General features: G+C 57.0%; 19 protein-coding genes. 15 read left to right on the top strand and 4 right to left on the bottom strand.

Annotated elements, in window-relative coordinates:
- Nucleotide 1: 1 nt before the first annotated feature.
- From tssK to K7R23_RS09480, 6 genes are read left to right on the top strand one after another with little or no spacing between them, the layout of a single operon-like run.
- Complete coding sequence (gene tssK / locus K7R23_RS09455; RefSeq protein ID WP_012907476.1) at nucleotides 2-1,336, top strand: type VI secretion system baseplate subunit TssK; 1,335 nt, start codon at nucleotides 2-4, stop codon at nucleotides 1,334-1,336.
- Complete coding sequence (locus K7R23_RS09460; protein WP_012907475.1) at nucleotides 1,320-2,066, top strand: DotU family type IV/VI secretion system protein; 747 nt, start codon at nucleotides 1,320-1,322, stop codon at nucleotides 2,064-2,066. The genes tssK and K7R23_RS09460 overlap by 17 nt, the downstream gene beginning before the upstream one ends.
- Nucleotides 2,063-3,847, top strand: coding sequence for a type VI secretion system protein (locus K7R23_RS09465; protein ID WP_231851579.1), 1,785 nt, complete (start codon nucleotides 2,063-2,065; stop codon nucleotides 3,845-3,847). The genes K7R23_RS09460 and K7R23_RS09465 overlap by 4 nt, the downstream gene beginning before the upstream one ends.
- Complete coding sequence (locus tag K7R23_RS09470) at nucleotides 3,814-5,622, top strand: hypothetical protein (protein WP_231851578.1); 1,809 nt, start codon at nucleotides 3,814-3,816, stop codon at nucleotides 5,620-5,622. Before K7R23_RS09465 ends, K7R23_RS09470 begins: the two co-directional genes overlap by 34 nt.
- Nucleotides 5,609-6,529: a type VI secretion system protein TssA gene (gene tssA, locus K7R23_RS09475; protein ID WP_012907474.1), complete on the top strand. Its 921-nt coding sequence runs from the start codon at nucleotides 5,609-5,611 to the stop codon at nucleotides 6,527-6,529. Before K7R23_RS09470 ends, tssA begins: the two co-directional genes overlap by 14 nt.
- The gene (locus K7R23_RS09480) at nucleotides 6,526-6,918 is read left to right on the top strand and encodes a DUF4280 domain-containing protein (protein WP_012907473.1); all 393 of its coding nucleotides are present in this window, start codon (nucleotides 6,526-6,528) and stop codon (nucleotides 6,916-6,918) included. Before tssA ends, K7R23_RS09480 begins: the two co-directional genes overlap by 4 nt.
- 54 nt (nucleotides 6,919-6,972) lie before the next feature.
- On the opposite strand, the gene K7R23_RS09485 is transcribed toward K7R23_RS09480, so the two are convergent.
- Nucleotides 6,973-7,443: an Hsp20 family protein gene (locus K7R23_RS09485; protein ID WP_012907472.1), complete on the bottom strand. Its 471-nt coding sequence runs from the start codon at nucleotides 7,441-7,443 to the stop codon at nucleotides 6,973-6,975.
- A 116-nt stretch (nucleotides 7,444-7,559) separates the two neighbouring features.
- A complete protein-coding gene (locus K7R23_RS09490) occupies nucleotides 7,560-7,826 on the bottom strand; it encodes a hypothetical protein (RefSeq protein ID WP_012907471.1) in 267 nt (88 codons plus the stop codon).
- A 378-nt stretch (nucleotides 7,827-8,204) separates the two neighbouring features.
- Here K7R23_RS09490 and K7R23_RS09495 point away from each other — a divergent pair, with 378 nt between their 5' ends.
- The 3 genes from K7R23_RS09495 to K7R23_RS09505 are packed head-to-tail and all read left to right on the top strand — an operon-like array spanning nucleotide 8,205 to nucleotide 10,109.
- Nucleotides 8,205-8,462 carry a YjhX family toxin gene (locus tag K7R23_RS09495; protein WP_012907470.1) on the top strand — a complete coding sequence of 86 codons (258 nt, stop codon included), beginning with the start codon at nucleotides 8,205-8,207 and terminating at the stop codon, nucleotides 8,460-8,462.
- Nucleotides 8,463-8,472: 10 nt separating this feature from the next.
- A complete protein-coding gene (locus K7R23_RS09500; RefSeq protein WP_012907469.1) occupies nucleotides 8,473-9,363 on the top strand; it encodes a class I SAM-dependent methyltransferase in 891 nt (296 codons plus the stop codon).
- On the top strand, nucleotides 9,363-10,109 hold the full coding sequence (locus tag K7R23_RS09505; RefSeq protein ID WP_012907468.1) for an SAM-dependent methyltransferase: 747 nt from the start codon (nucleotides 9,363-9,365) through the stop codon (nucleotides 10,107-10,109). Before K7R23_RS09500 ends, K7R23_RS09505 begins: the two co-directional genes overlap by 1 nt.
- 186 nt (nucleotides 10,110-10,295) lie before the next feature.
- On the opposite strand, the gene K7R23_RS09510 is transcribed toward K7R23_RS09505, so the two are convergent.
- Entirely contained in the window at nucleotides 10,296-12,077 is a 1,782-nt protein-coding gene (locus K7R23_RS09510) for a sigma-54 interaction domain-containing protein (RefSeq protein ID WP_012907467.1), read from the bottom strand.
- A gap of 483 nt (nucleotides 12,078-12,560) precedes the next feature.
- Here K7R23_RS09510 and ygeW point away from each other — a divergent pair, with 483 nt between their 5' ends.
- The 5 genes from ygeW to arcC are packed head-to-tail and all read left to right on the top strand — an operon-like array spanning nucleotide 12,561 to nucleotide 18,681.
- A complete protein-coding gene (ygeW, locus tag K7R23_RS09515) occupies nucleotides 12,561-13,748 on the top strand; it encodes a knotted carbamoyltransferase YgeW (RefSeq protein ID WP_012907466.1) in 1,188 nt (395 codons plus the stop codon).
- Nucleotides 13,749-13,808: 60 nt separating this feature from the next.
- A complete protein-coding gene (gene dpaL, locus K7R23_RS09520; protein WP_012907465.1) occupies nucleotides 13,809-15,008 on the top strand; it encodes a diaminopropionate ammonia-lyase in 1,200 nt (399 codons plus the stop codon).
- A gap of 59 nt (nucleotides 15,009-15,067) precedes the next feature.
- Entirely contained in the window at nucleotides 15,068-16,279 is a 1,212-nt protein-coding gene (locus tag K7R23_RS09525; protein ID WP_012907464.1) for a YgeY family selenium metabolism-linked hydrolase, read from the top strand.
- A 50-nt stretch (nucleotides 16,280-16,329) separates the two neighbouring features.
- Nucleotides 16,330-17,736: a dihydropyrimidinase gene (hydA, locus tag K7R23_RS09530; protein WP_012907463.1), complete on the top strand. Its 1,407-nt coding sequence runs from the start codon at nucleotides 16,330-16,332 to the stop codon at nucleotides 17,734-17,736.
- A 12-nt stretch (nucleotides 17,737-17,748) separates the two neighbouring features.
- Nucleotides 17,749-18,681: a carbamate kinase gene (arcC, locus tag K7R23_RS09535; protein ID WP_012907462.1), complete on the top strand. Its 933-nt coding sequence runs from the start codon at nucleotides 17,749-17,751 to the stop codon at nucleotides 18,679-18,681.
- A 64-nt stretch (nucleotides 18,682-18,745) separates the two neighbouring features.
- Here arcC and K7R23_RS09540 read toward each other — a convergent pair whose 3' ends face one another.
- Nucleotides 18,746-19,603: an XdhC family protein gene (locus K7R23_RS09540; protein ID WP_012907461.1), complete on the bottom strand. Its 858-nt coding sequence runs from the start codon at nucleotides 19,601-19,603 to the stop codon at nucleotides 18,746-18,748.
- A gap of 512 nt (nucleotides 19,604-20,115) precedes the next feature.
- Here K7R23_RS09540 and ygfK point away from each other — a divergent pair.
- The gene (gene ygfK / locus K7R23_RS09545) at nucleotides 20,116-23,220 is read left to right on the top strand and encodes a putative selenate reductase subunit YgfK (protein WP_012907459.1); all 3,105 of its coding nucleotides are present in this window, start codon (nucleotides 20,116-20,118) and stop codon (nucleotides 23,218-23,220) included.
- Nucleotide 23,221: the final 1 nt, after the last annotated feature.

Below are 23,221 nucleotides of genomic sequence, written 5' to 3' on the forward strand. Positions count from 1 at the left end.
TATGAACGCAATTCCCGAAATGGTCTGCTGGTATGAAGGAATGGCGATGCTGCCGCAGCATTTTCAACTGCAGTCGCTGCGCAATGAGGCGCTCGCTGCGGCTCTTGCCCATAGCGCTAACCCCTACTTCTGGGGCGTTAAGCGGATGGAAGTGGATAACGCGTCGCTGTGCGCAGGCACGCTGCGCCTTCTGCGTCTGGAGGCAATCATGCCCGACGGCATGCCGGTGGATTATGACATCAGCCGCGATCCGCCGCTGGAATTCGACTGCGTCAGCCTGCTGCCCGCGCTGCCCGACAGCGCGCACACTCTGTATCTGGCCGTGCCCCCGGCGAATCGCGCCGGGATCTGGCAACCCATGGACGGTCGCTACCGATCCATTAGCAGCGCACCGCTGCCCGATCTCACCAGCGGCGAGTTCCCTGAGAGCATTCCGCTCTGGCAGCCCGCGCCACGGCTGGTCAGCCAGCATGAACGCGCCGATTTCGTCTGCCTGCCGCTGATACAGGTGGTTTATACCGAGGGGGGATTCCAGCAGAACGACTGGTTCGCTCCCACCCCGGCGCTGGACAAAAATAGCTATCTTATCCGTCATACCCGCCAGCTCTGCCTGCAGGCGCGGGAAAAAATCCTTTTTCTCAGTCGGGAGATGCAGCTGGCGCAGCAGAATCAGCAGACCACCGACTGGCTGAGCCTGGCCCTGTCGCTGCAAAGCCTGCAGGGCGCTTTGCCGCTGCTGGAATGCCTGCTGAACAGCGGCAAGCCCCATCCGGTGGATCTCTGGCGCGCCCTCTGTCTGTTCCTCGGCCAGACGGCGATTCTCAACGAAGAGAAAACGCTGCCGCTGCTGCCGGGCTTTGACTACCAGAATATGCTGCCCGCTTTCATCTCGCTCTTTAGCCTGCTGAAAGCACAGCTTGCCAGCATCCGACGCCGCCTGCTGCGGCTGAACTTCAGCAGCGAGGAGAATCACTTCGCCCTGTCGCTGCCGAAAGGCCTTAACGCGGGCGATCGGGTCACCATCGGCGTGCTGATGCCGAACGGCTGCGCGTTACCGGCGGAGACCTGGCTGCATCAGTGCCTGATCGCCAGCCAACCGTTTCTGGCGACGTTGCGGCGCCAGCGGATGCACGGCATGAATATTGCGCCACTGGCGACACAACAGCGCGGCGAATGGGAAACCGACCCCGCTATCGCCCTGTTCACGCTGACTCTCACTGCCCAGTGGTTTGCAAAAGAAATGCCGCTGATCGTTGCGCCGCTGCATAAAACGGACGGCGCGCCGGAACGAATTACGCTTTACTGCCAAGAGAATCACGATGTCGGTCACGCCTGATATGCCCGCCTGCCGTCTGTTCGACGACCTATTTTCCCGCTGGCTGGCGCAGTTCGAACAGTGGAAAAGTGCCCCTCTGCCCCCCGACGAACTGCATCGCCAGGCGTTTGATTACAGCTGTCAGGCGGTAGCGGAATATAGTCGACGCCTGTCCCGGGAACTGGGCGCGCCGTTTCGCGCGCACATTGACGCCGCGGTTTATGCGCTGGTGGCGCTGATTGACGAAACCGTTCTTTACGGCGACTGGCCCGCCCTGACGTTCTGGCAGGCGTGCCCGCTGGAATTTCACCTGTGGCAGACCCACTGCGCGGGCGATCGTTTTCCGGTATGCGTACAGACTCTGCTCGACGAACGTAATCCGGCCAGCCGCGATCTGGCGGCGCTTTACCTGCGCTGCCTGACGCTTGGCTTCGGCGCCAGACGCAGCGATTTTAATCCGCTGGCGCATAAGGAAACCTGCCGGATGCTCTGGCATTTCGCCTTCCAGCAGGATGCCGAGCCTGGCGACATCGTGACGCGTCTTGACGCCAGTTCGCTGGGGTCGCCGCTGCTGCTTCCGCCCCGTCGACGTCTGCCGGACAACTCGCGCCTGCACCTGATCGCCGTCGTTGTGCTGCTGGCGCTGCTGCTGTTAAGTCAACGTTTGTGGCTGAGTATTGAAGATGCCATTGGCGTCGACACGTTACCGGTCTTCCCGGTCAGCACGTTCTGCGGAGGCGAAAAATCATGACTCAGCCCTGGCTGACGCTGGTGATTATCGTGCTGTTACTGCTGGCGCTCACCCTGTGGGCCGTCTGGTGGCAGTGGGATTACCGTAATAACGCCTTTACCCGCGCGCAAAAGGAGATCCAGCGCGCCTGCGGCGGGCAGGATCCCTATGACAGCACGCGCATTCTGATGCTGGGCGACGAAGAGGAAAATCGCCTGCTGTGTCGCAGTTGGTCACTCTCTGACGGGCTGGAATACTGGTTCGGACAGTGGTGGTTTAACGCGCAGTGCAGTTTGCTTTGCGTACCTCATGCGCTGCAAAGCCCCGGTAAAAAGCATCTGTTTCGCCAGAACGAATGGCAAAAAACCCTGGCGGCATTAGTCAGAAGCCGCCCCCAGCGCCCTCTCGACGCGTTGATTATTACCCTGCCGCTGGAAGCGCTGTGCGGCGACGCTCACGCGCACATTCAGCTGATTAATAACTGTCAGCAGATCCAACAGGTGTGCGGGCTGAGTCTGCCGATCTATTTGCTGATTGGCGGTCTGGAAAGCGTCGACGGCGCGCAGGAACTCCTGGAGCTCCTGCCGGAACAGGCACGGCGCTGCGCCCTCGGCAGCGCCATACCGCTGGCCCGGGAAGCGGTATGGAAGCCGCAGTGGATCGACGAGGCGCTGGACAATACCCGACACACTCTGCGCCAGGCGATTAGCGAACTCGGCACCCTGAACGGGCAGACGCCGCAGGCGCTGTTCCGGCTACCGGAATTTTTTCCGTCTCTCGCCGCGCCGCTGCATGACTATTTTGATTCGCTGCTCAACAGTAACGCCCGCGATGAACCGCCGCTGCTGCGCGGCATCTGGTTCGTCGCCCGCAGCGTAACGGACGACAGAGCGCAGATGCAGTTCTGCCAGCGCCTGCTGAGCGGCAAAATCGCCGCCGAGCGCGGTCTGGCGCTGCCGGTTCGTCGTCTGCTGCGTCTGAATCTGCGCCGCCAGTTTTTTACTCTCGCCTGCTACAGCTGCCTGTGCGTGCTATGGCTGGTGGTGATGAGCTGGCGCTGGCAGTATCAGCACACCAACGCCCTGGTGTTACACGATCAGCTGCAACTGCTCGCCAGGAGCGCGGAGAGCGGGACCTCCGGCGAACGTACCGCCGCCTTATACTGGCGCATGCTCAACGCTATTCCACAGTGGCAGTTTCGTTCAGCGATCTGGCCAGGTTCGCTGTTCAGCCGCACCGACAGCAAACTGCGCGAAACGTTTCACAACGCGACCATGTCCAGCCTGCTGCTGCCCGCCGCCAACGGCGTCTGCCAGCAAAACCAGAACGACCTGCGCGACGAAAAGGACACTCGTGAGGATCTCCTGCCGGAAGAGCGCTACCGGCAAATCGAGGCGTTGCTGAACCAGATAAAACAGATGGAGACCCGCTATCTGCCGCTGCTCCAGTTGCTACAGGTGAAACAGCCGACGGTATCGACGCTGGCGAACGTCTCTTCTTCTGTCTGGGGAATGACCGTTGACGTCGATGCTCTGCCCGGGCAGGAGCAGCTGAAGCCACTGTTCGCGACCCTCAACGTGAGCCGTTTACAGTTGCCCGACGCCAGCGAGTTGACGCGGCGCAACAACGAGCGTTTCTCGCATGGGATAATGCGCTGGCTGGAGCAGAGCTATGGCAACACCCGTCTTGACGACAGCGAAGAACAGCTGGAAAAGCTACTCTCGCTGTTCAGCAACGACACGCGGGTCACGCCGCTGTTCGTTCGCTGGTGCGCCAGATTAGTCGTTTGCAGACTACCCTGACGACCATAAATAACCTGAGCCGCGATGCGGCGCACTCCCCTATTCGTCTGCCGCTTGATGAACTGCTGGCCCAGGCGCGCGGCCTGCGGCTTATCGACAACCGCGTGATCCAGGAACTGCAGCGCCATGAGGCCCTACTGCGCCAGCGCTTCCTTGCGCAGGTTGACGACTCCCGGCTGCACTTTTCATCGCTAACAGAGCAGTCGCCGGACGGCAGCTTCAGCGTTTCGCCGGACGTACTTGCCCTGCAAAAAAGCCTGCGCGACCTGCTCAACCAGCCCTTCTGGCAGCGCGGCGCAGACCCGACGCCGGTTCCCGCGACGGGCTATCCTGGCGCCCCGCAGCTACAGCAGGCGCAACTGCTGTTCAGCGGCTACCAGCGCTACCTTCAGCAGCTACCGGACAGCCTGTGGCGACCAAAGCTGGTTACGCTGGCGCAGAATGCGACAGACAATGCCATGAGCCAGGCGCTGTATGCCGACGCGCTGGAATCGGCGCAGGGAAGCGTCATCAGCACCGCCGATGCGGATCGGGTTATCGACGCCTTCAGTCAGCTTGCCCGCCCGCAGTCTGCCGTCCGTCTGCGCCAGCAGACCGCCGCCCAGGTGCTCGCCCGCGTCAGTCAACAGGGCGGCGCGCTGCTGCCTGACGTCGCGCCGACCACAATACATTACGCCACGCCTCAACAGGCGCAGTCCAGCGGCGAAAAAGCCGCCGCCTGGTCAAACACACAGGCGGCGCAGATTTCCGCCACGCTCAGCCGCTACCAGCAGGATATCGCCTGGCTCGACGGGCAGCGTCCGTGGCTGTCGGCGGCGGAGAATCAGCAGATCGCCCGCTGGGTTAACTCTCTGAATACTATGCAGCGCCTGCAGCAGCAGGATCCGACCAGCCCGCCTGCGCAGATGTCCTCTCTCGCCACCGCGCTGCCGACCCTGACCGCGCAAAATTGCCAGAGCGAACTGGCGCCGTTCGCCGCCTCCGTCAGTAATGATTTTTACAGCCAGTCGCTGAATTCGCTGGTCGCCGCCGCGCAGCAAAACTGTCGGCAACTACGCCAGCAGGCAGGCATCAGCGCGACGCAAAAAATCTTCACGCTGTATAACGTCTGGCTGTCGGGGCGCTTTCCGTTTACCGCCGCACCGCACGCGCCGGATGCCGATGTCGATCGGGTACGCGAGCTTATCGCGCTGCTGGCGGCGCTGCCGCCGGAATCGTTACCCGAACAGCCATCGCTGATCCAGCAGCTGGCGGCGGCTAAACCGCTGCTGGCGGCGCTTGTCTCGCCACAGGGCATAGCGCTGCGGGTGGTCTGGCGCACTTCGCGCAATAATGAGTCCGGCGCGGATCAGATAGCCGACTGGCAATTGACCGGCAATCAGCAAAGCCTCAGCTACCCCGGTGGCGCAGAGGCGGAGCTGCACTGGCGCAGCGGCGACGCGCTGAGCTTTAGCCTGCGCTGGGCCGCCAACTCTGCGTGGCGACCGTTGCCCGGCGCTGCACTGCCGGGCGTGACGGTTACCGGCGACACCGGACGCTGGCGCTGGCAAGGGAGCTGGGCGCTACTGCGGATGATTGCTCAGCAGCGCGTCGGCGGCGCGCTGGCCCAGCCGCTGCCGCTGCGCTTCTCGCTGCCGGTCGGCGACGGACAGCAGCGCGCAAATGCTACAGTTTACTTACAGGTCGCGCTGCTGGATGCGGAAGGCAAAGCGCCGCTGCCCTGGGTGACGCTCACGGGCAGGGAGTATAAGGAGAATATTCATGGAACAGATTGAAGCACTGCTGGCGCCCATTCGCGCCGATAACCCCTGCGGCGAATCGATGCGCTACTCGCCGGAATTTGATCGGCTGGTCGCCGCCCGACAGCAGGACGATGAGTCGCTACCCACCGGCGTCTGGCAGAGCACGCTCCGGCGAGCCGACTGGGATGAGGTCGCCCATATCGCCCGCGAGCTGACGCTTAACGGCAGTAAGGATCTGGTCATTATGGGCTGGCTGGGTGAAGCGTGGCTCCGCCTGCGTGGTCTGCTTGCGCTGCCCGATGCGCTGGCGCTGCCGGTACTGGCGCTGGAGCGTTACCCGGAGGCGCTCCACCCACAGATTAAAGAAGGCGATTACGACTATCGCGCCGCGCCGCTCAGTTGGCTGGCGCAGCACTACGCGACGCTGGTGGCTGAGGCCCCGTTGTTTTACTCTTCAGAAGAGAGCGTGTCGTTGGCCGAGTGGCAGCAGGGTAAAACGGCCGGACAGATATCCCCGGAAATACAGGCATCGATCGTTCAGGCGCTGGCGGCAAGTCTGGAATGGCTACAGCGTTTGAACGCCGTCTGTCGACACTGGCCGGAGGATTCAGCGCCCTCCTTTAGCGGGCTGGAGCAAAAAATTAAGACCTGTCAGCAGGCGCTGGGCGGCACCCTGCCTGAACCTACGCCAGTGGTTGAGCAGGCGGTTGCCCCAGCGCCCGCCTGCAGCGCAACCTTTCACAGTCGCGAGGAGGCCTACCGGATGATTAAGCAGGTCGCTGACTATTTGCAGCGCACCGAGCCGCACAGTCCGGTGCCCTATCTGTTGCAGCGCGCCTTCGTGTGGGGAAATACGCCGCTGCCGGAGCTACTGAATGAACTGATTAGCGGCGATGAGGCCGCCCGCCAACTGTGGCGGCAACTGGGAGTCTTACCATGAGCTGTCCGGGAGTTTGTCAGGGCGCGATGCTGCAATGCTCGTTTGGCCTCGCGCCAGCTTCCTTAATGGTGCTACCGAAAAGCCGAACGCTGGTAAACGGCGTACCGATGGCAAATATCATGGACAACCAACCGTTCGTGAATATTTTACCGTTCGGGATGTGCAACAGCATGGCTAACCCGAGCGTGGCCGCCGCCACCGCCGCAGCGCTTGGGGTGCTGACGCCGATGCCCTGCCTTCCCATGACCATGGCCCCCTGGGTGCCCGGTTCGCCAACGGTGCTGACAGGCGGCATGCCTGCACTCACCGCACAGTCGAAGCTGATGTGCAACTGGGGCGGAGTGATTCAAATCGTGTTTCCGGGACAGGTGACAACGGTGGTAGCGTAGAGCCAAACAAAACGCCCGGCGTTTGCCGGGCGCGAAAATAACTTCACCCAAGGATTACGGCTTGTGCTCAATCGCCGGGCTATTATTTATGGCGATTCGCTGCGGTTTCTCCTCTTCCGGTATATCCTGGAACAGTTCAACCGTCAGCAAGCCATTCTTCAGCGACGCGCCAGTCACTTTTACATGTTCCGGCAGGCTGTAGCTGGCCCGGAAGTCGCTACGGCTGATGCCGCGATGGATCCAGCCTTCATCGCCGTTTTCCGTTTTCTCCTCTTCGCGTTTCCCGCTGATGTTCAGCTGTGCGCCGACGGTTTCAATTTCCAGTTCGCTCTCTTTCCAGCCCGGTACGCTGAGCGTCAGTTCATAGCGATTATCCCCCAGCCGCCGGATATTATACGCAGGCGTGGTGGGTAACGGCGTACTGCCAGTTAACTGACTGAAAAGGCGATCGATGCGGTTAAAGCGGTCCGCAAACAGAGAATCGGAAAGGTCGTTCAGTATTGGAAAAGTTCTGAGAGTCATCATGTACCTCCTGAACAGTAAAAATAATATTCAAAAAGTTCATGTTTCCGGGCTGATGTTGCTTACCCGTTTTCTATATAAGGCTGATGCACAACTTTTCAACATGCCGAAGCAAAAAATTAGTGTAACGGCAGCGTAACGTAGCGACAGAGAAATTTCGCTTCATGCTCGCTATCCAGCCGAACCTGAAACACGTCATGCGCATCCTGAGAAGGTGCCTCTTCACGCCAGGCCTGCAGACCCTGTTGGTTCATGCGGATAATTATCTGATCGGGCGTTTCGCCCTGGGTTAGCGCTTCCACAACCTGTTGCAGGGGAAGCGGCAGCGTCTGCGAAGGCCACATCACTTCAACGCTCACGAGCTGGCGGTGTGTCCGGGATGACATGAGTTGTTTCCTCCGTGGTAAGAGAGCTTCTGAGATTTACTCCTGAAATAGGGGCATTTTTCACCGTTGCAACCTTTGCCGGTGTTTATATCTGGCAGAGCTACCCACACGGATAATCCTTGTTGCATAACGGAAAGGCTCTCCTCAGGATCACACTTTTCAGTTGTTGCTATTCCCTCATAAAAACGCCGTGTTATCATTTACTCTGTAAATACCTTTCTACTCATCCCGAGGCTTTGATGCTGGAGAATGTAATCATCCGATAATCAGTTACCCGACCTTTTCAGGCCAGGCTGATTATCAATGCGCTGAAATCGGATGCGAGCACCGCTGTGTGTTTGCAGGTTTTGCCTACGATGATTAAACAGGTTTTCCAGTATGAATTTATCCCGTCAGGAACAACGTACCTTACACGTTCTTGCCAAAGGTGGTCGTATTGTGCACGTCCGCGATACGTCAGGCCGTATCACATCGGTTGAATGCTATAGCCGCGAAGGGTTGCTGCTCACCGACTGTACGCTCACCGTCTTTAAAAAACTCAAAACCAAAAAGCTGATCAAGTCCGTCAACGGTCAGCCCTACCGCATTAATACTACAGGGCTGAACAATGTTCGCGCCCAGCCAGATAACCGTTAAGGAGAGCGTTATGGATATCAGCACTCTTATTTTTGCCTCTGGTCGCCCGCAGCTGTCAGCGGATGAAAGCAAAATCCCCTGGGACGAGCCGGCTTTTAGCCAGCGCATGTTAGAAAACCATTTGTCGCAGGAACATGACTGGGCCAGCCGCAGACAGACCGTGATTGAACAGCAGGTCACATGGATTGCCCGCCAGCTACCGGCTGGCGCACGCATTCTGGATCTCGGCTGCGGTCCCGGATTTTATACCCGTTTGTTAGCCGAACGCGGATTTCACTGTACGGGCGTGGATTTCTCGCCAGCCTCCATTGAGTGGGCGCGCCAGCAGGCGCAAACCACGGGCCTGAACATGGATTACATCCACCAGGATATCCGCACTTACTGGCCGGAAGCACCGTTCGATTTCATCATGATGACGTTCGGAGAGCTGAATGTTTTCAGTGCCACAGACGCCCACGCCCTTATCAGCCGCTGCGCGCAATGGCTGACGCCTGGCGGCAGGCTGCTTGTGGAAGTTCATACTTTTGAAGAGGTTAAACGTCAGGGGATGGCGCCGGCAAGCTGGCAGCGCTGCACGCACGGGCTGTTCCTCGGGGTTCCTCATCTGCTGCTGACGGAAAACGCCTGGGATGAAGAGGCGCAAACCAGCGCAACGCAGTTCTGGGCGATAGAGGAAAGCGGCCGCACCACCCGTTTCGGCAGTCAGATGACGGCCTGGCGGGATGAGGAATATGTCAGCCTTCTCGGTAACGCAGGTCTTAACGTACTGAAGCGACCGGACAGTACCGAATGGCCGGTCAGCGAGACTTTTGAGGGCAAACTTTTTGCTCTGCTGGCTGAAAAATCACAATCTCCGGAAGGAAGCCCCCTGAATATGCCATTTAAAAAAGGAGTTAATTAATGGATATCCCACGCATTTTTACCATTAGCGAAAGCGAGCACCGCATTCATAACCCGTTCACGCCGGAAAAGTACGCCACCCTGGGCCGCGTATTACGCATGAAGCCCGGCGCGCGGATAGTTGACCTGGGCAGCGGCTCAGGCGAGATGCTCTGTACCTGGGCGCGCGATCACGGCATAACCGGCACCGGCATCGACATGAGCCCGCTCTTTACCGCACAGGCAAAACGCCGGGCAGAAGAGCTTGGCGTCAGCGAACGCGTACATTTTATTCATAACGACGCGGCGGGTTACGTCGCGGACGAAAAATGCGACGTGGCGGCATGTGTCGGCGCCACCTGGATTGAGGGCGGCGTCGTCGGCACAATGGAACTGTTGGGTAAAAGCCTCAGGCCTGGCGGGATTATGCTCATCGGCGAACCTTACTGGCGTCAGGTTCCTGCGACGGAAGCTATCGCCCAGGCCTGTGGCGCCTCATCCCTCGCTGATTTTCGCACCCTTCCCGATCTCATTGCCTTATTCGGTGAGCAGGATTATGTCATCGTGGAAATGGTGCTGGCGGACCAGGAAGGCTGGGACAGATACGAAGCCGCGAAATGGATGACCATGCGCCGCTGGCTGGAGGAGAACCCTGACGATGACTTTGCGCAGGTTGTACGGGCGGAATTATCGGCTGCGCCTGAACGCCACGTCACGTACACACGGGAATACTTTGGCTGGGGAGTGTTTGCGTTAATCGCACGATGAAATGAAGCTGGCGGTATAGCCCTTTGCGGCTATACCGCTGCGCAGGCCGTAGGCCATTCAGAACAGAATAAACCCGGCCCGGTCAAAGGTGTTATGCAACCCTAATATTAATGGCTTCCATTTCTGACACCATACAACAATATCTACCTGTCGGCAGGCAGAATAATAGCGTCCTGTTATTTTCGCTCAGCCGATCTCTCCTTCTGCCAGTGAATATTTCTTAATTTTGCGATACAACGTGGCAATGCCAATACCTAATTCGCTGGCCACCTGTTTTTTATTACTGTTGCGGGAGAGCGCATCGCGGATCATCTGCCGTTCCATGGCTTCCAGCGCCGCGCCCCTCTCATCCTGAGCGGGTAATATTATACTTCCGGATGATTCAGGGTCAGGGGCATTATTACTGTTCACCAGATTCGGCGGTAATAGCGACATACCAATCACCTCACCAGAGGGGACGACGTTGACCAGATACTCTATTAAATTACTCAGCTCACGAATATTACCCGGCCAGATATAGCGCTTAAGGAAATCAATAACCTCCTGCGCCACACCGGGATAAACCAGCCCAAGCCGGTGGGTATGCAAATTCAGAAAATAGTGAATCAATAACTCAATATCAGCCTGCCGTTCACGCAGTGGCGGCAGGCACAGCGGGATCACGTTAAGGCGATAATAAAGATCTTCACGAAATTTACCGTCAGCGATGAACTGTTGCAGGTTCTGATGAGTGGCCGAAATAATGCGAATATCAACCGGAACGGGGCAACTGGCGCCAACCGGCTGAATTTCACGCATTTCAATGGTTCGCAAAAGTTTGGCCTGCAGGGTCAGCGGCATATCACCTATTTCATCGAGAAACAGCGTCCCCATATTGGCCGCCTGAATCAGCCCCACTTTCCCGTTTGCCGACGCGCCGGTGAACGCCCCTTTTACATAGCCAAAAAGCTCGCTCTCAAGCAGCTGTTCAGGAATGGCCGCGCAGTTAATCGCGATAAACGGCTTGGTCTTACGGTCGCTGAGATTGTGAATGGCCCTGGCGACCACCTCTTTACCCGTGCCGCTTTCACCAACAATCATTACGCTGGAAGGGCTTGGGGCAACGCGACCAATCATCTTTTTAAGCTGGCGCATCGCACGACACTCTCCCACCATCGCCTCAATTTTCGGTACCCCCTGCACGCTGCTAAAGTCCGCAGAAGAGTGAGACTGATGGAAGGCCATTAAAAAAAGCCATTGATCCTGAACCGCATGCAATTGCCCAATAATGATCTCTTTTCGATCGCCAAACGTAATAACGTGCTGCATATGTCCCTGTCTGAAATTATTCTCAAACGTCAGGGGCTGAAACTGAATGGCTTTACCCATTATCTGCTCCCGACTGGCATCCATAATTTTCAATGCCGTCTGGTTAGCAAATATCACTTTTTGATCGTCAGCCATGACCAGCACGCCCTGATCCATATTCTCAATCATCGTTAAGAATATTTTCTGAATATCCCTTCCCGAAGAGTGTTCAGATAAGAAACGAGAAACAAAAATGGTTGAAACATGGCGAACGTAATCAGAGAACTCCTGAATATTATCATTAATACGTTTCTGCTGTTCGCGAGTCAGCGCAACCAGGCTGATCACGCCGACGCACTGGTCATGATAAATAATTGGCGTACCCAGAAAGGCTTTCTCCTTACACTCATCTTTATTACTACAATTTTTGCAAAGGGGATCAAAGCGGGAATGCGTAACGACCTTCTCTTTTTTGGTTTCGATTATGTAACGTAGAAGTCTGGAGTTTGTAGATAATTCTTTTCCAATTTGTTTGCTAAAACTACCCGTTCCAGCAACGCGATAAAGTGAACTATCAATGATTTCTACTTCAAGCTGGAGCACGCTGGAAAGCATCCTCGCAAATTTCTGAATTTTAGGCTGGATTTGCATCAGAATAGAGAATGGTGTAGTTGAAATCATAGTCGACCTTTTAATTTGCTCATCAGATACGCACTTATACGTAACGACCTGGAAAGGGCATTTCGCAATGATATTACTCTCTCTTACCTTATGACCATCAATATAGGTAGCGACTTCAGCCAGTCTTGCCCGAATATGTTGCTGCCATCACACTTTCATATCAATATGATAATGACGACAGCGTAATTATCATATTGACGCTGTATTACTATGATAATGAGAAATATTCAACCAATAGTGGCTCGCCTGCTCTCTCTCACGCATCGTAAAATAAGTATTCACGGGCAATATTGCTGAACCGAAAACAGTTTCGTGACAGGCTTCACAAAACACTTCCCCTGTTTGTCATCATCACCGTCTTTATTCAGGAGCTGGCACATTTATTGTTAGCAACAATATAGCGCTGGCTGTTGTCATTCGACACCGGATTCATCCGACCGCACAGCAATCATTAAGCCCGTCATTCACGACCAGGATCAAAAAATGAAAACTGTTAACGAATTGATTAAGGACCTCAATAAGCTCAACTCTCACCTCAGCGAAAAGGATTTTTTACTCACCTGGGAGCAATCACCGGATGAGCTAAAGCAGGTGCTGGACGTTGCGGCAACGCTGAAAACCCTGCGCGCTGAAAATATTGCCACCAAAGTGTTCAACAGCGGGCTGGGGATCTCTATTTTCCGCGATAACTCTACCCGTACCCGCTTCTCCTACGCCTCGGCATTAAACCTGTTAGGGCTTGCCCAGCAGGATCTGGATGAAGGTAAATCTCAGATTGCCCACGGGGAGACGGTGCGTGAAACGGCCAATATGATCGCCTTCTGCGCCGACGCTATCGGTATCCGCGATGATATGTACCTCGGAGCAGGTAACGCCTACATGCGCGAAGTGGGCGAGGCGCTGGATGATGGCTATAAAGAGGGCGTTCTGCCGCAGCGGCCTGCCCTGATTAACCTGCAATGTGATATTGACCACCCGACCCAGGCCATGGCCGATCTCGCCTGGCTGCGCGAGCACTTCGGCTCGCTGGAAAACCTGAAAGGCAAGAAAATCGCCATGACCTGGGCCTACTCGCCCAGCTACGGTAAACCGCTCTCCGTTCCCCAGGGCATCATCGGCCTGATGACCCGCTTCGGTATGGATGTCACTCTCGCCCATCCGGAAGGTTATGACCTGATCCCGGACGTTATCGAAGTGGCGAAAAATAACGCGAACAACTCCGGCGGCAGCTTCCGTCAGGTCACCAGCATGGAAGAAGCCTTTAAGGACGCAGATATCGTCTATCCGAAATCCTGGGCGCCGTACAAAGTGATGGAGCGCCGTACCGAACTGCTGCGTGCCAATGACCACGACGGTCTGGCCGCACTGGAAAAAGAGTGCCTCGCGCAGAACGCCAAACATAAAGACTGGCACTGCACAGAAGAGATGATGAAGCACACCCGGGACGGCGAGGCGCTGTATATGCACTGCCTGCCCGCAGATATCACCGACGTCTCATGTAAAGAGGGTGAAGTGACCCAGGGCGTCTTCGAAAAATACCGCATTGCAACTTACAAAGAAGCAAGCTGGAAGCCTTACATCATCGCCGCAATGATCTTATGCCGCAAATATGCCAAACCGGGCCAGGTGCTGGAACAACTCCTTAAAGACGCGCAAAAACGGATCAAATAACGCCTCCGGCTGGCCTGCGGGCCAGCCCAAACTTTCGTCATCCAGGAATAAGGATCGAGTATGTCTGCTTTCTCACTGAAAATAGATATTGCCGAAAACCGCTTTTTCAACGGGGAGGCATCACCGCTGTTTTCCCGCCAGCAGGCGCAGCAGGCACGTGGCTTTCATCAAAAAATCGCCGGTTATAAACCCACGCCGCTGGTGCAGATGAACGGGCTGGCGGCCCTGTTTGGCGTGAATAAAATTTTGGTCAAAGACGAATCTCAGCGCTTTGGCCTGAACGCCTTCAAAATGCTGGGCGGCGCTTACGCGATCGCGCAGTTACTCTGTGAAAAATACCATCTGGACATCAACGAGCTCTCTTTCGATACGCTGAAATCGAGCATTAAAGAGAAGATGACCTTTGCCTCCACCACCGACGGCAACCACGGCCGCGGCATTGCGTGGGCGGCCCGACAACTGGGACAACACGCCGTTATCTATATGCCGAAAGGCTCCACCCAGGAACGAGTGGACGCCATTTTACGCCTCGGCGCTGAATGTATCGTCACCGACATGAACTACGACGATACCGTCCGTTTCACCATGCAAACCGCACAGGAAAAAGGCTGGGAGGTGGTGCAGGACACCGCCTGGGAGGGTTACACCAAAATCCCGACCTGGATTATGCAAGGTTACGCCACTCTCGCGGATGAAGCCGTCGAACAAATGTCGGCAATGGGAATTTCCCGCCCGACTCACGTCTTTTTGCAGGCTGGCGTCGGCGCGATGGCGGGCGGCGTGCTCGGCTATCTGGTTGACGTTTACGGGGCCAGCAACCTGCATTCGGTCATCGTTGAACCAGAGCTGGCGGATTGCATCTACCGCTCAGGGGTGAAGGGAAAAATCGTCAACGTCGGCGGCAGCATGAACACCATTATGGCAGGACTCGCCTGCGGTGAACCTAACCCACTGGGCTGGGACATTCTGCGCAACTGCGCCACCCAGTTTATCTCCTGCCAGGACGCGGTTGCCGCGCTGGGAATGCGAGTGCTGGGTAATCCTCCCGGTAACGACCCACGCGTGATTTCCGGCGAGTCCGGCGCTGTCGGCCTTGGCGTGCTCGCCGCGGTTCATTTCCATCCACAACGCGAAGCGCTGATGCACAAACTGAAGCTGGACAGCAATTCCGTCGTGCTGGTGATCAGCACCGAAGGCGATACCGACGTTAAGCACTACCGGGAAGTGGTCTGGGAAGGCAAGCACCCGGCCGCACAGTAACAGGCGAATCACAGGCTTCCCGCCAAGCGGGAAAACAGTAAGGACTGGAGAATACATTCATGGCTAAGCAAATTCCTTTCGAACTGATTGTTGAAAAAGCAAAACATTATCAAAAAGATATGACCCGGTTTCTGCGCGATATGATCGCCATTCCCAGCGAAAGCTGCGATGAGAAGCGCGTGGTGCATCGCATTAAAGAAGAGATGGAAAAAGTCGGCTTCGACAAAGTGGAAATTGATCCGATGGGTAACGTGCTGGGCTATATCGGCCACGGCCCGCGCCTGGTGGCGATGGACGCGCACATTGATACCGTCGGCATTGGCAACATCAAAAACTGGAACTTTGATCCCTATGAGGGGATGGAAACCGACGAGCTGATCGGCGGACGCGGCGCGTCTGACCAGGAAGGCGGTATGGCCTCAATGGTTTACGCAGGCAAGATCATTAAAGATCTGGGCCTTGAAGATGAATATACCCTGCTGGTTACCGGTACGGTGCAGGAGGAGGACTGTGACGGCCTGTGCTGGCAATATATTATTGAGCAGTCCGGTATTCGCCCTGAGTTTGTGGTCAGCACCGAACCGACCGACTGCCAGATCTACCGCGGCCAACGCGGACGCATGGAGATCCGCGTTGAGGTCCAGGGCGTAAGCTGTCACGGCTCCGCCCCGGAGCGCGGCGATAACGCGATTTTCAAAATGGCGCCGGTCCTGACCGAACTGGAACAGCTTTCCCATAAGCTCGGTTACGACGAGTTTCTCGGCAAAGGCACCCTGACCGTCTCTGAGATTTTCTTCACTTCGCCGAGCCGCTGCGCGGTAGCGGATAGCTGCGCCGTCTCTATTGACCGCCGCCTCACCTGGGGCGAAACCTGGGAAGGCGCGCTGGAAGAGATCCGCGCCCTGCCTGCGGTGAAAAAAAGCGGCGCGGTGGTCTCCATGTATAACTATGAGCGCCCGTCGTGGACCGGGCTGGTCTACCCTACCGAATGCTATTTCCCGACCTGGAAAGTGGAAGAGAACCACTTCACCGTCCGCGCCCTGACCAACGCCTATGAAGGCCTGTTCGGGAAAGCGCCGGTGGTTGATAAATGGACCTTCTCCACCAACGGCGTCTCTATCATGGGCCGTCACGGGATACCGGTCATTGGCTTTGGTCCGGGCAAAGAGCCGGAAGCGCATGCGCCGAATGAAAAAACCTGGAAGGAGCATCTGGTCACCTGCGCGGCAATGTATGCCGCCATCCCGCTGAGCTGGCTGGCAACAGAGTAATTATAAGCAACAACTTCCGCCGCGCCCTGCGGCGGAATGCCGAGGTTCCTATGCGCGTATTGATTAAAAACGGCACCGTAGTGAACGCCTGCGGACAGGTGCGCCAGGATCTGCTCATTGAAAACGGACTTGTGAAACAGCTCGCCGACGTCATCGACGTTGAGCAACCGTGCGACATCATCGACGCTGAAGGTTGCTATGTCATGCCCGGCGGCGTTGATGTCCACACCCATTTCAATATTGATACCGGTCTTGCCCGTAGCTGCGATGACTTTTTCACTGGCACACGCGCCGCAGCCTGCGGCGGCACCACCACCATCGTCGACCATATGGGCTTTGGCCCGTCCGGCTGCCATCTGCGCCACCAGCTGGCGGTGTATCACGATTACGCCGCCTATAAAGCGGTGATCGACTACAGCTTTCACGGCGTGATACAGCATGTGAACCACAGCGTGCTCGATGAAATACCGATGATGGTCGAAGCAGGCATCAGCAGCTTTAAGCTCTATCTGACCTACCAGTACAAGCTGAATGACGACGAACTGCTCCAGGCCATGCATCACCTGCATCGCGCTGGCGCGCTGACCACGGTTCACCCGGAGAACGATGCCGCTATCGCCCAGCGGCGAGCCGAGTTTATTAACGCCGGCAAAACCGCGCCGCGCTACCACGCCCTGAGCCGCCCGCTGGAGTGCGAAGCAGAAGCCATTGCCCGGACGATCAACCTTGCGCAACTGGCCGGGAATGCGCCGCTGTATATCGTTCATCTCTCCAACGGTCTGGGACTGGACTACCTTCGCCTCGCCAGAGCGCGCCGTCAGCCGGTATGGGTCGAAACCTGCCCGCAATATTTGCTGCTTGACGATCGCTGCTATGAGCGTGAGGACGCGCTGAACTATTTGCTCAGCCCGCCTCTGCGCAATGCCAGCAATAACGATGCGCTATGGTGCGGCATTGCCGATGGCGCGATTGATACGGTCGCGACCGACCACTGCGCATTTTCGATGGCCCAGCGCCAGCGCATCTCCGGGGGGGACTTCAGCCGCTGCCCGAACGGCCTGCCGGGGGTTGAGAACCGCCTGCTGCTGCTGTTCTCTCACGGCGTTATGACCGGACGCATCTCCCCCGAACGTTTTGTGGCGCTGACCAGCGCCAATCCGGCAAAACTGTTCGGCCTCTGGCCGCAAAAAGGGGTGCTGGCGCCCGGCGCCGACGGCGACGTGGTGATTATCGATCCCAGACGGACCACCACGATCCGTCATGAGATGTTGCACGACAATGCCGACTACTCCCCCTGGGAGGGCTTTATTTGCCAGGGCGCCATTCGCCAGACCCTGTCACGGGGCCGGGTGATTTTCGACAACGGCGCCTTCACCGGCAGCGCCGGACAGGGACGCTTTTTACGCCGCGCCCCCTTTTCCCCCGCTCACCTTCCCGTCAGCGAACCTGAGACATAATGAGAGGATTTTATGAGTAAGAAAATTGTACTGGCCCTCGGCGGGAACGCGCTGGGTGAAGATCTTGCAGGACAAATGCAGGCGGTAAAACAGACTTCGCAGGCCATCGCCGATTTAATCGCCCACGGCCACCAGGTGGTCGTGACCCACGGTAATGGCCCCCAGGTAGGCATGATCAATCTGGCCTTTGAAGCAGCGGCCAGGACCGAGGCCCACACGCCGTTATTGCCGATGTCGGTCTGCGTAGCCTTAAGCCAGGGCTATATCGGTTACGATCTCCAGAATGCCCTGCGGGAAGAGCTGGTATCGCGCAAGCTGGACATCCCCGTCGCCACCCTGATCACGCAGGTAGAAGTGAGGGGAGACGATGAGGCGTTCCGCAACCCGAGCAAGCCTATTGGTTCGTTTTTCAGCAAGGAGGAGGCGGAGAAACTGACGCAGCAGGGCTATATCATGAAAGAGGATGCCGGACGCGGCTATCGTCGCGTGGTCGCCTCACCGAAGCCCATCGACATTATCGAAAAACAGACGGTAAAAGCGCTGATGGATGCCTGCCACGTCGTCATCACCGTGGGCGGCGGTGGGATTCCGGTTATCCGTGAGGGGAATCACCTGCGCGGCGCCAGCGCGGTGATTGATAAAGACTGGGCCAGCGCCAAACTGGCAGAGATGATTGACGCGGATATGCTGATCATCCTCACCGCCGTGGAGAAGGTCGCCATCAACTTCGGCAAACCCGACGAGCAGCAGCTGGATTACCTGTCGCTAAGCGACGCCGAACGCTTCATCGCCGAGGGGCACTTTGCCAAAGGCTCCATGCTGCCAAAAGTGGAAGCCGCCGTCGCTTTTGCCCGCTCACGCCCCGGTCGTAAGGCGCTCATCACGGTACTGAATAAGGCAAAAGAAGGTATTGAAGGTAAAACCGGCACTGTGATTTGCCAGTAAATCTCCCCCCTCACTCCCCCGGAGGGGGTGAGGGCTCAGATTACATGGCGTTCGCTTCCCCTGTTCAGTTACACATCGCTACCGCTTCAACAGGTAAAACTTCTCTGGACTCTTCCAGACGCAAGCCGACGTGCTTCTCCCGGGACATCAGTCCTCCCGACGCGCCGTTTTTCACCTGTAAAAGCTCCGCCAGAACGCTGACAGCAATTTCATCCGGCGTCTCCGCGCCAATGTCATAGCCCACCGGCGCGCGTAAGCGGCTGATATCCTCTTCCGCTACGCCATTTTCCCGCATCTGGCGGATAAACACCTGCACCTTGCGGCGGCTTGCCAGTAAACCAAGCCAGGCAACGGGCCGGGAGATAAGCTTATCCAGCGCCTCGCGATCCTGATTGTTGGTGGCGATAAGCACAAAATCTTCGGGCTGCATCGCCATATTATCGATAACCTCAGCGAAGCTTGCGGCCTGAATCAGATGCGCCGACGCGGGAAAGCAGTCAGGATTGAGGCTTTCCGGGTAAATGTCGCCCACGTAAATATCAAAACCCAGCCGCGCCGCGCTCTGCGCTATCGCGCGATTAACGTGCCCGGCGCCTATCAGCCATAGCTTCTGGCGCAGCCCATGAACGCTGATATACACCGACATTGCCCCACCGCAGTCGGACCCCACCGCATCGCTGCCGCTACGCGCCATCCGCCCATGAAACATTCTTGACGCCTTCTCGCGCAGGGCTTCCAGCGCCTCGGCAATCACTTTGCGTTCAACCATACCGCCGCCGATGGTGCCCACAATCGAGCCATCGTCGCGAATTAACATCTGAGCAGAATGCCGGGGAGTCGATCCCCGGCTGTCAACGATCTGCGCCAGCGCAAAAGGACGGTTCTGTTTTTCAAGTCGTGCAGCTTCTTCGAAAATAGTCATTTCAGCCTCAACGAATAATATTCTGACCTGTAGCCTGCCGCGTTCTCAGTTTGAGACGCGAACGCCCCGGCGACGTTGTCGCGATATTTCGGTTATGCAATATTCATGCGCGTCGCTTATTTCCGTTTGCAAAGCGTGAGCCGGGTCAATTTCAGCGGCAAACAAAAGCGGAAAGTGAGATATCACACGCAATAAGGATGACTGACAGGGAAATAGCCGCCGTCCGCAGGACCAGATATTACCCGCATGCGCCATCACATTATCATTTTGATATTTCACCTGACTTTTTGATAAATCAGACCGCAGGAAAAAGCAGAGTGATTTTAATTCTCATTAAGCCGCTGTGAAATATTTCACATTTGCTCGTTGAGTTTCGAAGCTGCTCACAAAACGACTATCACCAGCGATATTTTCTGCATAACTGGTGTGATTGTTGCTCCTGATAACCCACCGGCCGGAATGATGACCAAACCGGCAACATCGTTCTTACTAATAAGACTAAGGAGTGGGTTATGGGAGATATTATGCGCCCCGTCCCGTTTGAGGAGCTTTTGACGCGCATTTTCGATGAGTACCAGAGTCAACGATCTATCTTTGGTATTCCCGAACAGCAATTCTACTCGCCGGAAAAGCAGCATCAGTTCAGGGTATTTGGCGAAAGCTGCGCCACGCCTCTTGGCCCGGCGGCCGGCCCGCACACGCAGCTTGCGCAGAATATCATTACCGCATGGCTGACCGGCGGGCGGTTTATCGAACTGAAAACCGTTCAGATTCTGGATCGGCTGGAGCTGGAGAAACCCTGTATTGATGCGGAAGATGAGTGTTTTAATACCGAGTGGTCCACCGAGTTCACCCTGAAAAAAGCCTGGGATGAGTATCTTAAAGCATGGTTTATTCTGCACCTGCTGGAACAGGTTTTTCCGCTTACGCCAAACGGTGATGACAAATCCTTTATTTTCAATATGAGCGTCGGCTATAACCTCGATGGCATTAAGCAGCCGCCGATGCAGGAGTTTATCAATAACATGATGAACGCCGCCGCCCATCCTAAGTTCACGGATTATCGCGATACGCTCAACCGCTGGTTACATAACCACGCCTTTATCGCCCGACTTCCCTCCTGCGCCCGGCTTTCTCAACTTGATACGCTGGCGCAGCGTATCCCCGCGACGCTGGTGCAGGGGGTAACGCTGTCAACCATGCATGGCTGTCCGCCGGATGAAATCGAAGCCATCTGTCGCTACATGCTGGAAGAAAAAAATCTCAATACCTTCGTGAAGCTTAACCCAACCCTGCTGGGCTATTCCCGCGTGCGGGAAATACTCGACACCTGCGGCTTTGGCTATATCGGCCTCAGCGAAGAGTCATTCGAGCATGATCTGAAAATAGACCAGGCGCTGGAGATGCTTACCCGACTGATGACGCTGGCGAAAGCGCGCGGGCTGGGCTTCGGCGTTAAGCTGACCAACACCCTGGGCACCATCAATAACAAAGGCGCCCTGCCCGGCGGCGAGATGTATATGTCTGGCCGCGCGCTGTTCCCGCTGTCGATCAACGTTGCCGCCCTGCTCTCACGGGAGTTTGACGGCAAATTGCCCATCTCCTATTCCGGCGGGGCCAGCCAGCTCAACATCCGCGAAATTTTCGAAACCGGTATTCGCCCAATCACGATGGCTACCGACCTGCTGAAGCCGGGAGGATATCTGCGCCTCAGCCAGTGTATGCGCGAGCTGGAAGGGGCAAACGGCCAGGAGATGACCCAGGTTGACGTTCCTCGCCTCAACGCGCTGGCAGAAAAGGCGGTCAGCATGGCCTATACCCAGAAGCAGTGGAAACCGGACGAGCGCATTGACGTCGGCGAGCCGTTACCGCTGACCGACTGCTATGTGGCCCCCTGCGTCACCGCCTGCGCCATTAAGCAGGATATCCCGGAGTATATTCGCCTGCTGGGCGAACAGCGCTACGCCGATGCGCTGGAGCTGATCTACCAGCGTAACGCGCTCCCGGCCATTACGGGCCACATCTGCGATCACCAGTGCCAGTACAACTGTACCCGTCTGGATTACGACAGCGCCCTCAATATCCGGGAACTGAAAAAAGTGGCGCTTGAAAAAGGCTGGGATGAGTACCTGAGCCGCTGGCGCAAACCCGCGGGTTCCGGTTCGCGACATCCGGTGGCGATTATCGGCGCAGGCCCGGCAGGGCTGGCGGCGGGTTACTTCCTCGCGCGTGCGGGATATCCGGTAACGATATTTGAGCGGGAGGCTAACGCTGGCGGGGTGGTGCGCAACATCATTCCACAGTTCCGTATCCCTGCCGAACTTATCCAGCATGATATTGACTTCGTCGTCACCCACGGCGTCAGGATCGTTTACGGCTGCGATCCGCATCTGACGGTCGATAAACTGCAGGCGCAGGGCTTTCAATATGTGCTGGTCGGCACCGGCACCGATAAAAACAACGGCGTGACGTTAGGCGGCGATAACCAGAACGTCTATAAATCACTGCCGTTCCTGAAAAGCTATAACAGTGGCGAACCGCTGCATCTCGGCAGGCATGTGGCCGTCGTCGGGGCGGGCAACACCGCGATGGACTGTGCCCGCACCGCGCTGCGCGTGCCCGGCGTGGAGACGGCGACCATCATTTACCGCCGCTCCCGTCAGGAGATGCCCGCCTGGCGTGAAGAGTATGAAGAAGCCCTGCACGAAGGCGTCAGCTTCAAATGGCTGTGTAACCCGGAGCAGTTCAACGCGGACGGCACCCTGGTGGTACGGGTGATGAAGCTCGGCGAGCCGGATGAAAAAGGCCGCCGCCGCCCGGTTGCAACCGAACAAACCGAAACGCTGCGGATTGATGCGCTGATCACCGCCGTTGGTGAACAGCAGGATGGCGAAGCGCTGGCGGCGATGGGCGTTCCGCTCGATCCGCAGGGCTGGCCGGTGGTCAATGACATTGGCGAAACCAGCAGAAAAAATGTCTTCCTGATTGGCGACGTGCAGCGCGGCCCCTCATCGATTGTCTCCGCGATTGGCAACGCCCGCCGGGCGACGGACGAGATCCTGGCGCGGGAGAGCATCGCCAGCCACTACGGCAATAAGCACTGGAATAACGTCGATCCGGCGCTTATCTATCAGCGTAAAGGCGCTATCGCCGTTACCCAGGTCGATAAGGATGACCGTGACGCCTTCATTGAGCAGGAGGCCAGCCGCTGTCTTGAATGTAACTACATTTGCAGCAAGTGCGTTGACGTCTGCCCGAACCGCGCCAACGTCTCCATTGCCGTTCCCGGTTTTCAGAACCGCTACCAGACGCTGCATCTGGACGCTTACTGCAATGAATGCGGCAACTGCGCCCAGTTCTGCCCGTGGCAGGGCCGCCCTTACCAGGACAAAGTCACCATCTTTAGCCTGGAGCAGGATTTCGTGAACAGCAGCAATCCCGGTTTCTTTATTGAGGGCGGTAACGTGCGGGTGCGTCATGGGGGGGAAACCTGGCAACTCAGCATCAGCGATAGCGGCGAATTCACCCACGTTCCGCCGCAGCTCAGTGAGCTATGCCGCATCATCAGCCACGTTCATCAACACCATAGCTATCTGCTCGGAGGGGTTGAAGTATGAG

The sequence above is a fragment of the Citrobacter rodentium NBRC 105723 = DSM 16636 genome, from assembly GCF_021278985.1.
In the GTDB taxonomy this organism is placed as follows: domain Bacteria; phylum Pseudomonadota; class Gammaproteobacteria; order Enterobacterales; family Enterobacteriaceae; genus Citrobacter_A; species Citrobacter_A rodentium.

What these genes read in the sequence shown, in the direction of transcription:
- tssK (WP_012907476.1), top strand. Translation starts at nt 2, where the DNA reads ATGAACGCAATTCCCGAAATGGTCTGCTGGTATGAAGGAATGGCGATG.
- hydA (WP_012907463.1), top strand. Translation starts at nt 16,330, where the DNA reads ATGCGCGTATTGATTAAAAACGGCACCGTAGTGAACGCCTGCGGACAG.
- K7R23_RS09465 (WP_231851579.1), top strand. Translation starts at nt 2,063, where the DNA reads ATGACTCAGCCCTGGCTGACGCTGGTGATTATCGTGCTGTTACTGCTG.
- K7R23_RS09540 (WP_012907461.1), bottom strand. Translation starts at nt 19,603, where the DNA reads ATGACTATTTTCGAAGAAGCTGCACGACTTGAAAAACAGAACCGTCCT.
- K7R23_RS09500 (WP_012907469.1), top strand. Translation starts at nt 8,473, where the DNA reads ATGGATATCAGCACTCTTATTTTTGCCTCTGGTCGCCCGCAGCTGTCA.
- dpaL (WP_012907465.1), top strand. Translation starts at nt 13,809, where the DNA reads ATGTCTGCTTTCTCACTGAAAATAGATATTGCCGAAAACCGCTTTTTC.
- K7R23_RS09485 (WP_012907472.1), bottom strand. Translation starts at nt 7,443, where the DNA reads ATGATGACTCTCAGAACTTTTCCAATACTGAACGACCTTTCCGATTCT.
- arcC (WP_012907462.1), top strand. Translation starts at nt 17,749, where the DNA reads ATGAGTAAGAAAATTGTACTGGCCCTCGGCGGGAACGCGCTGGGTGAA.
- K7R23_RS09480 (WP_012907473.1), top strand. Translation starts at nt 6,526, where the DNA reads ATGAGCTGTCCGGGAGTTTGTCAGGGCGCGATGCTGCAATGCTCGTTT.
- K7R23_RS09510 (WP_012907467.1), bottom strand. Translation starts at nt 12,077, where the DNA reads ATGATTTCAACTACACCATTCTCTATTCTGATGCAAATCCAGCCTAAA.
- K7R23_RS09505 (WP_012907468.1), top strand. Translation starts at nt 9,363, where the DNA reads ATGGATATCCCACGCATTTTTACCATTAGCGAAAGCGAGCACCGCATT.
- ygfK (WP_012907459.1), top strand. Translation starts at nt 20,116, where the DNA reads ATGGGAGATATTATGCGCCCCGTCCCGTTTGAGGAGCTTTTGACGCGC.
- K7R23_RS09495 (WP_012907470.1), top strand. Translation starts at nt 8,205, where the DNA reads ATGAATTTATCCCGTCAGGAACAACGTACCTTACACGTTCTTGCCAAA.
- ygeW (WP_012907466.1), top strand. Translation starts at nt 12,561, where the DNA reads ATGAAAACTGTTAACGAATTGATTAAGGACCTCAATAAGCTCAACTCT.
- tssA (WP_012907474.1), top strand. Translation starts at nt 5,609, where the DNA reads ATGGAACAGATTGAAGCACTGCTGGCGCCCATTCGCGCCGATAACCCC.
- K7R23_RS09460 (WP_012907475.1), top strand. Translation starts at nt 1,320, where the DNA reads ATGTCGGTCACGCCTGATATGCCCGCCTGCCGTCTGTTCGACGACCTA.
- K7R23_RS09490 (WP_012907471.1), bottom strand. Translation starts at nt 7,826, where the DNA reads ATGTCATCCCGGACACACCGCCAGCTCGTGAGCGTTGAAGTGATGTGG.
- K7R23_RS09525 (WP_012907464.1), top strand. Translation starts at nt 15,068, where the DNA reads ATGGCTAAGCAAATTCCTTTCGAACTGATTGTTGAAAAAGCAAAACAT.